Origin of the sequence: Caballeronia sp. GAFFF2 (assembly GCF_023631485.1) — a bacterium.
Taxonomy (GTDB): Bacteria; Pseudomonadota; Gammaproteobacteria; order Burkholderiales; family Burkholderiaceae; genus Caballeronia.
Window position 1 is genome coordinate 302,263 of sequence record NZ_JALQDA010000034.1, and the last position, 7,559, is coordinate 309,821.

General features: G+C 59.7%; 10 protein-coding genes. 5 read left to right on the forward strand and 5 right to left on the reverse strand.

Going from position 1 to position 7,559, the window contains the following annotated elements:
- Window positions 1-108 precede the first annotated feature (108 nt).
- Window positions 109-1,005 carry a LysR family transcriptional regulator gene (locus NCT04_RS26070; protein ID WP_244832438.1) on the forward strand — a complete coding sequence of 299 codons (897 nt, stop codon included), beginning with the start codon at window positions 109-111 and terminating at the stop codon, window positions 1,003-1,005.
- Between the two features lie 24 nt (window positions 1,006-1,029).
- Here NCT04_RS26070 and NCT04_RS26075 read toward each other — a convergent pair whose 3' ends face one another.
- Window positions 1,030-1,365 carry a hypothetical protein gene (locus tag NCT04_RS26075; RefSeq protein WP_250468349.1) on the reverse strand — a complete coding sequence of 112 codons (336 nt, stop codon included), beginning with the start codon at window positions 1,363-1,365 and terminating at the stop codon, window positions 1,030-1,032.
- 301 nt (window positions 1,366-1,666) lie between these two features.
- Window positions 1,667-2,851, reverse strand: a complete 1,185-nt coding sequence (locus NCT04_RS26080) for a thiolase family protein (protein WP_250468350.1) — start codon at window positions 2,849-2,851, stop codon at window positions 1,667-1,669.
- A gap of 496 nt (window positions 2,852-3,347) precedes the next feature.
- Here NCT04_RS26080 and NCT04_RS26085 point away from each other — a divergent pair, with 496 nt between their 5' ends.
- The 4 genes from NCT04_RS26085 (at window position 3,348) to NCT04_RS26100 (ending at window position 4,839) form a co-directional block, all read left to right on the forward strand.
- On the forward strand, window positions 3,348-3,608 hold the full coding sequence (locus NCT04_RS26085) for a hypothetical protein (RefSeq protein WP_250468351.1): 261 nt from the start codon (window positions 3,348-3,350) through the stop codon (window positions 3,606-3,608).
- Between the two features lie 37 nt (window positions 3,609-3,645).
- Window positions 3,646-3,906 carry a hypothetical protein gene (locus tag NCT04_RS26090; protein WP_250468352.1) on the forward strand — a complete coding sequence of 87 codons (261 nt, stop codon included), beginning with the start codon at window positions 3,646-3,648 and terminating at the stop codon, window positions 3,904-3,906.
- A 37-nt stretch (window positions 3,907-3,943) separates the two neighbouring features.
- Window positions 3,944-4,204, forward strand: coding sequence for a hypothetical protein (locus NCT04_RS26095; RefSeq protein WP_244830528.1), 261 nt, complete (start codon window positions 3,944-3,946; stop codon window positions 4,202-4,204).
- A 365-nt stretch (window positions 4,205-4,569) separates the two neighbouring features.
- Window positions 4,570-4,839: a hypothetical protein gene (locus NCT04_RS26100; protein WP_250468353.1), complete on the forward strand. Its 270-nt coding sequence runs from the start codon at window positions 4,570-4,572 to the stop codon at window positions 4,837-4,839.
- 213 nt (window positions 4,840-5,052) lie between these two features.
- On the opposite strand, the gene NCT04_RS26105 is transcribed toward NCT04_RS26100, so the two are convergent.
- The 3 genes from NCT04_RS26105 to NCT04_RS26115 all read right to left on the reverse strand — a co-directional run.
- Window positions 5,053-5,913: an MOSC domain-containing protein gene (locus NCT04_RS26105; RefSeq protein ID WP_250468354.1), complete on the reverse strand. Its 861-nt coding sequence runs from the start codon at window positions 5,911-5,913 to the stop codon at window positions 5,053-5,055.
- 92 nt (window positions 5,914-6,005) lie between these two features.
- Entirely contained in the window at window positions 6,006-7,013 is a 1,008-nt protein-coding gene (locus tag NCT04_RS26110; RefSeq protein WP_250468355.1) for a Gfo/Idh/MocA family protein, read from the reverse strand.
- 25 nt (window positions 7,014-7,038) lie between these two features.
- Window positions 7,039-7,559: electron transfer flavoprotein subunit alpha/FixB family protein (locus NCT04_RS26115; RefSeq protein ID WP_250468356.1), on the reverse strand; the 521-nt coding region annotated here is incomplete at its 5' end.

Sequence of the window (7,559 nt, forward strand, 5' to 3'; positions counted from 1 at the left end):
TTTCAACATCCAGCGTTGAAATCAAGTGTAGGGTTTCAAAAGTATGAAAACCAATACATTCTGATAACCTTGTTCCTGCCAGAAAGTTATACCTTCGACGGGTCCGCCATGCTCAAAGTGCGTCATCTGGAAATCTTCCGCGCGGTGGTCAAGGCGGGCAGCGTGTCCGCTGCGGCACGTCTGCTCTACGTGTCCCAGCCTGCCGTGACCAAGACTCTGCGCATGCTGGAAGAAGACATCGGGCTTACGCTTTTTCTGCGTGTGAAGGGGCGGCTCGTATGCACGCCCGAGGCGGAGGCAATCCTGCCGGAGATAGAGCGGTTGTTTGGCAGCGTGCAATCGATTGCGCAGACCGCACGCGAGATTCAGGAGGGCCAGCGCGGGTCGATTCGCGTATCGACGGTCTCCATGCTCGCAACCACTATCGTCGCGCGCGCGGTCGGCAAGTTCCGCGAGACGCATCCGCAAGTCGAGTTCGATATCAGGGCGTTGCCTACGCGTCACGTCGTCGAATACGTGAACAACAATCAGGCGGATTTTGGCATTCTGGATGTAGCCGCGCCTTCAGGCACGCTCGAGGTGGAGGAGTTCTGTCGCGCCGAACTATGCTGCGTGATGCGTGCGGAGCATCCGCTTGCTGCGCGCAAGACGGTCACGCCTCGCCTTCTGGATCACGAGACGCTCGCGACCTTCGGGGAAGACACGTTGACGGGATGGCGCCTGCGCGAAGCCTTCCGCGCGCAGGGACGGGTCTTTACGAGCGCGTTCGTGTCCAACAGCACGCCGGTGCTGTGCGCGCTCGTGCGGGAAGCCAATGCGGTGGCGCTGGTGGACCCTTTCTCGCTGATGAGCCGTTCGTTTCCGGACTTGATTGCACGACGATTCTCGCCGGCCGTACCGGTCGAACCGCGCTTTCTCTTTGCGCCTGGCAGACCGCGGTCGGTCATCGTCAATCAATTCGTCCTTCAATTGAAGGAGACTGCAGCGGAGTTCGTGATGGGGTGAGTCTTTAGGTGCATGCGTTAGGGACTAAGGCCGACTCGTGCTTGCAGCGAGCGCCGAAGTATCGGCTGTCATGCGATTCTCGTCCGTTTCGATCTTGCCGACGGCGACAGCGCCACTCTCTGAATCACCCGACGTGCGAGTGGACCAGAGCGTAATGCCTGCCAGTGCAACGAGGCAGACCGTCGTCCATGCGGCTACGGTGCTCAAGTGATCGCGCAGACGCCTTGGCATCCGCAAAGCAGGCTTGCTGGCCTCGACGATCTCGGGTGCCGGTTTCTCCATCACGAACCCGCATCTCGGGCAGTTCGCTACTTCCGTGCGTGCTTCCGCGCCGCATTCCTTGCATATGATGGAAAACATCCGTACCTCTGTCCGCCTCGTGTGATCGCTCCTGAGGTAACGACACGGCGCGCGCGATCTTTAGCTTTCTCCCTTGGAAACGTGAGGTTTTATGCGTTTTCGATTGATCCGGTGCGGTGCCTTTCGACGGGGCAGGCCTGTGCGCATGCGCCGACGATATCGCCCGAACGCGATGCCTTCGTCACGCGTATGGCGGCGTGAATCGCGTGCTGTAACGCACGGCCCGCGCGTCTCGTCAAAAATGCCATGCTGCTCGACGGATTTCGGCCCGGCATTCCTGCCGGACTTTTTGCGCTATGCCTTAAACACTTTCGAGCGCGAGCGCGATGCCCTGCCCTCCGCCGATGCAAAGCGTCACGATGCCTCGCCGCACGCCATCGCGACGCATCGAGTGGATGAGACGCGTGGTGAGCACCGCGCCCGTGGCGCCGATGGCATGACCATGCGCGATAGCGCCGCCATCCACGTTCACGATGTCCTCGGGAATCCCGAGTTCAGCTATGACGGCGAGCGGCACTGCAGCGAAAGCCTCGTTGATCTCGAAGCGCTCCACGTCGCCCAGCTTCCAGCCCGCGCGCTCCAGTACCTTTGTCACGGCCGGGGCCGGTGCGATGCCAAACAGCCCCGGCTCGACCGCCGATACCGCGAAAGCAACGAGCCGCGCCGAAGCGACTACATCTAACGATTCAGCCGTGGCACGACGCGTGACGATCATCGCCGATGCGCCGCTATTCAGGCCCGGCGCATTGCCTGCGGTGATGGTGCCGTCCTTGCGAAATGCGGGCTTGAGCCGAGCAAGCGTTTCGAGGTTGGTATCGGGACGCGGTTGCTCGTCTGTATCGAATGGGGACACGCCTTTTTTGCCATGAACGTCGACGGTCACGAGCTCGTTTGCGAAGTGACCTGCATCTCGCGCATCGCTGAAGCGCCGTTGCGAACGTTCTGCCCAGCGGTCCTGCGCCTCGCGGCCGATGCCGTACTTGCTGACGAGGTCTTCCGTGTGCCAGCCGGAGTGCCGGCCCGAGAACGCGTCGTCGAGTCCATCGCGCAACATGCTGTCGATGACCTGTGCCGCGCCCATGCGTTGACCCCATCGCGCCGCAGGCAGCAGATACGGCGCGCGATCCATGTTCTCCATGCCACCGGCAATAACCACGTTCGAGATATCGAGTGCTATTTCCTGAGCCGCCGATGCAATTGCCTGCGCGCCCGACCCGCATACCCGATTCACCGTGACAGCAGGCGATGCCACCGGAATGCCGCCGTTGATCGACGCCTGGCGCGCGGGATTCATGCCGCTGCCTGCCTGGATGACGTTGCCCATGATGACTGCATCGACCTTTCGCGGCGCCAGACCCGCGCGACGCACGCTCTCGCGGATAGCGGTGGCGCCCAGCTCCGTTGCCGCCACTTCTTTCAAGCTGCCGCCAAAGGCTCCGATTGGCGTGCGCACCGGCGCGCATAGAACGATTTCGTCTTTGAACATGACATTCTCTCCATGGTTAGTGCATATGCACATTTTTCCATGGATTCGAGAAGCTTGCAGAGACGATGGATGGTTGAGCGTTCGACGGCGGGACGACTCGATCAGGGCCGGAATGACTCCAGATAACACTCTGCGCGTCAGCAAAGTTGAGTTGTTTCAATCGGAAGTGTGGACGGCGGCTAGCCAAGGACTCGTGAGACTTGGCTGGGACTAGATTTTTTTCACGTCTCTGTCTTTCGGACCAAGAGGACCTTCCACTGTGTCTGTTCAGGACAGTCATCTTCGAAATTTATGTCGGCTCCATCAAAACACAAATGTTTCTACTGATCTTTCTCAACCTGATCGAAGCGTGCGGTCAATTCAATTTTTATTCTTTTAAATCAAGCATTTAGACAGCAAAACCAAATTTATTTGCGTCGTTGGCATGCCTCTCGCATATGTAGCTGCGAGCGCAACAAATCAACGCTCGACCAACCAACCACTTAGGAGATTCACCATGCTGACGATCAAAGACCTCGCCGCTTCCAAAGAACTCGGCCGTGCTGAAATGGGCGCTATCACGGGCGGTAGCTCGTTCTTCTCGAACGCCGGTTTCAACAGCAACGTTCAAGCAGGCGGCGTGTCCTTCGCTTCGCCGCAAGCGAACATCGCACCTGTCACGCAAGTCGATGCATCGACCACCACCAACGTCGATCTCAAGACCGTCAACAAGTCGATTACCGCCGTGGGCAGCCTGCTCGGCGGCATGGCGCTTTAATTCACACTATCCAATCACACTGTTTAGGAGATTCATCATGCTGACCATCAAGAACCTCGTTGCTTCCAAGGAACTCGACCGCGCTGAAATGAGCGTCATCACGGGCGGTAATTCGCTCTTCTCGAACGCCGGTATCAACAGCAACGTGCAAGCTGGCGGCGTGTCGTTCGCTTCGCCGCAAGCGAACATTGCACCTGTTTCGCAAGTCGATGCATCGACCACCACCACCGTCGATCTCAAGACCGTCAACAAATCGATCACCGCTGTGGGCAGCCTGCTCGGCGGCTTGGCACTTTAATTCTCACCATCCAAACACATTTCTTAGGAGATTTATCATGTTGACCATCAAGAACCTTGCTGCTGAGAAAGAACTCGATCGCGCTGCAATGGGCTCCATCGCGGGCGGCTTCTCGATCTTCTCGAACACCGGCGTCAACTCGAACTATCAGGCAGGCGGCGTGTCTTTCGCGAGCCCGCAAATCAATGTCGCACCGGTCACGCAGGTCGATGCCTCGCAACACACGAACGTGGACGTCAAGAGCATCACCAAGTCGGTCGATGCGCTCGGCAGCATGTTCGTCGGTATGAAGGCCTAAGGGCTCGCAGGCTCAGAGAGGGAAGGACCACGTGCCTTCTTCTCTCGTTGATTCTTGCCGATAACGTCCGAGCCTCAACGAGAGGACCGTATCTCCTTGCGGCCCTCTGGGTGAAGTGTTTTAGCCCGCTTGTTAGCGGGCTTTTTTTTCGTCCATTCAGAGCGGCGGTACGACACGCTCCCTCGAAAAACCACGCGCAATAAATCGTCTACCGCGTCGAAGATAATCCGCCAGCAAATTTATCCCGTTGACAACGCTTTTTGGCCAGAGAAACCTGACGTTGTGCAATGCACCAATCTGGCTGAATCCTAGCAGAAGCCAGGAATACACGTCACGCCGCTCAACGTTCATCTTCGAGGTCCGTCATGCGACTTTCCATCCTGCTGGCTGCACTCACGACCTGTCTGACCTGTACGGCACGCGCAGAAAATCCGGCTTCGCCACAAGACTCGGCCATGTACCTTTCGAGTGTCGTCGGCAATTCGCAGATGAACGCAAATCCGCAACTGGCGCAGCCGGTCAGCGCGTCGTCGGACAAACCATGCACGTCGCCCGGAAGACGGGTTCAGCGGGACATTCGTGGGTCGATCGACGGTGGCTCGCGCTGCGACAATGCAACGGCCACCGCGTTCTGACGACACGCGCGAAGCAGCGTGTTCGACGTTTGCGACGCGTGCATCACTTTAGGTGTAGCTGCTCGACGACAAGCGCAGGACAACGATTTCACTCAGAGGCCGCTCAAGTGCGAGCGCGAAAACGGCCCTCGCATTGCTCGATGCATCGCGCACCTTCGCGCCGCCAAAAACCAGCACGCGCAATGCCGCGCTTAAGAGGAAGAGGGACGCGCCTTAAAAGTCGTCGGAGAAACTCAGTTCATAGTCGACGCTCGCGCCCACGCGCAACTCACGGCCCGCGCCGTCAAGAGCAATCGCGTTCTGCCCGAACGTGAGGCCGCCATCTACACGAGCATTAGCGCGCCAGCCCATCATCACGTCGAGCGGTTCGTTGGGCCATTGCGCGTCGCGCACGCCGTGCGTCTGATCGACCGTCGTGATCGGACAGCGCGCGCACGGCTTCACCATGCGCAACACGATGCCATCGACCGAGATCGTATCGATGAAGTCTTCCTCGAAGGCGTCGAGACCGCTCAAGACGACATTGGGCCTGAAGCGATTCATTGGCACCCGCGGCGCGCCCTTTGCTTCGAGACGCGCGTTGAGATCGTCGAGCGAGGCGTGGTTGGTGACCAGCAGCGGAAAGCCATCGGCGAATTGCGTGGGTGCGTCGGCATCGCGCGTCCACGTCTTGCTCACGAGGCGCGTGACGTCGTCGGCAAAGCGCACGAGCCGCACGGGAACGCCGAGGCGTGCGGAGAACCAGCGCGCGGCGCTCACGCCTTCGTCTAACGCCTCGAAGTGATCGCGCCAGACATTCACGGCAACGCGCGCCGGGTCTTTCGCGCGCGCAAGCGGCACTTCGAGCGGTTCCGCAGTATCGGGGGAATTCAGCACGAGCGCATCTGCCGTGAGCGTTGGAACGATGCGCGCCATCGCCGGGAATTCGCGTTGCGAGACGAAGCGCCCGTTTTCGTCGATGACCATCCAGTGGCGATCCCACGGAAACCCGTGAACGGCGAGCTGCACGCAATCGAGTGCGATTGCGCCGCATGACTTGACTGGATAGACGAATAGCGCGCTGATGGTAGGCATGATCGGGATGTTCGATGGCGCGAACCGCTGTTCTGGAAAAGCGCCATTGTCCCGTGCTCATATTGTTCCGGCAAGCGGTGCGCTCATACGCTTTATAACCGCTTCCCCGCATCCGCCGTGACGCGCTCGATCAACCGCTGCACACGAAGCGCATCATCGCCGCTGACGCTCGGCGCGCGATCATCCCGCACGGCATCGAAAAAGTCCTTCAACAACGCACGATGCGCGGCGTGCGAGAAGTCCATCGGCTTCGCACCGAAGCCCGACGACGAAGGATCGCGGAACTCGTCGATGCTTCCATCACGGAAAAACACGCGCAAGTGCCCGCCTTCGAGCGTTGCCGTGCCTTTATCGCCGATTAACTCGATGCGCTCCGGAAAGCCCGGAAACGCCGCCGTGGTTGCAAGAAGATGACCCACGGCGCCGCTCGCGAACGTAAGCGAAGCGCTTGCAAAGTCCTCGGACTCCATAGTGTGCAACGCGGTGGTCGCGGTAGCCGCCGCGACCGAGGACACATCGCCCGCCAGCCACAGAAGAATGTCGAGCGAATGAATTGCCTGCGTCAACAACACGCCGCCGCCATCGCGCGCATAAGTGCCACGGCCCGGTTCGTCGTAATAGGATTGCGGCCGCCACCAGCGCAGATCGAGTCCCGCGCATGCAATCGAACCAAGCGCGCCACTCGCCTTCACTTCCGCCAGCCGCTGCACGGCGGGACGAAAGCGATTTTGAAACACCACGCCGAGTTTGCATTCCGCAGTACGGCAGATATCGACGATGCGCGTGGCGCGCGACATCGACACATCGAGCGGTTTCTCTAGCATCACGTGCTTGCGCATTGCGGCGGCCTGTTCGACCAGTTCGAGATGCGTATTCGGTGGGGTGAGGACGAGCATGGCGTCGATGGTCGCGTCGTTCAATATCGCATCGACAGACGCGCCGACAGGAAACCCATGCGCGCTGGCAAACCGTTCTACTCGTTTAGGCGAACGGCCGACGACCGCCACGACCTCCACTTCCTCACGCAATTCATTCAATGCGAGCGCGTGAGGCGTTGCAGCCAATCCAGCGCCGACCATCGCGATTCGAATTTTGCGCATCGAGCCTTCCTTGGGCGTTGATGTGTCACACGATCGTCGTCAGCTCCGGAACGGCTTCGAAAAGATCCTGAGCCAGACCATAATCCGCGACGCTGAAAATAGGCGCTTCCGGGTCCTTGTTGATGGCGACGATGACCTTGCTGTCCTTCATCCCGGCCAGATGCTGAATCGCGCCCGAGATGCCGACCGCCACGTACAACCGCGGCGCGACGATCTTGCCCGTCTGACCCACTTGATAGCTGTTCGGCACGTAACCCGCATCCACCGCCGCGCGCGACGCGCCCAGCGCAGCACCGAGTTTATCAGCGAGCGGTTCGAGCACCGTCGTGTAGTTCTCGCCATTGCCGAGGCCGCGTCCACCCGAAACGATGATCGAAGCCGAAGTCAGTTCCGGCCGATCCAGCTTCGTGACTTCACGGCTGACGAATGACGAGATGCCAGCGTCGGCTGCCGCTTCGATCTTCTCGATCGATGCACTGCCGCCTTCCGCCGCCACCGGATCGAAGCCCGTTGCACGCACCGTGATGACCTTGATCGGATCGCTCG

What these genes read in the sequence shown, in the direction of transcription:
- NCT04_RS26070 (WP_244832438.1), top strand. Translation starts at nt 109, where the DNA reads ATGCTCAAAGTGCGTCATCTGGAAATCTTCCGCGCGGTGGTCAAGGCG.
- NCT04_RS26075 (WP_250468349.1), bottom strand. Translation starts at nt 1,365, where the DNA reads ATGTTTTCCATCATATGCAAGGAATGCGGCGCGGAAGCACGCACGGAA.
- NCT04_RS26080 (WP_250468350.1), bottom strand. Translation starts at nt 2,851, where the DNA reads ATGTTCAAAGACGAAATCGTTCTATGCGCGCCGGTGCGCACGCCAATC.
- NCT04_RS26085 (WP_250468351.1), top strand. Translation starts at nt 3,348, where the DNA reads ATGCTGACGATCAAAGACCTCGCCGCTTCCAAAGAACTCGGCCGTGCT.
- NCT04_RS26090 (WP_250468352.1), top strand. Translation starts at nt 3,646, where the DNA reads ATGCTGACCATCAAGAACCTCGTTGCTTCCAAGGAACTCGACCGCGCT.
- NCT04_RS26095 (WP_244830528.1), top strand. Translation starts at nt 3,944, where the DNA reads ATGTTGACCATCAAGAACCTTGCTGCTGAGAAAGAACTCGATCGCGCT.
- NCT04_RS26100 (WP_250468353.1), top strand. Translation starts at nt 4,570, where the DNA reads ATGCGACTTTCCATCCTGCTGGCTGCACTCACGACCTGTCTGACCTGT.
- NCT04_RS26105 (WP_250468354.1), bottom strand. Translation starts at nt 5,913, where the DNA reads ATGCCTACCATCAGCGCGCTATTCGTCTATCCAGTCAAGTCATGCGGC.
- NCT04_RS26110 (WP_250468355.1), bottom strand. Translation starts at nt 7,013, where the DNA reads ATGCGCAAAATTCGAATCGCGATGGTCGGCGCTGGATTGGCTGCAACG.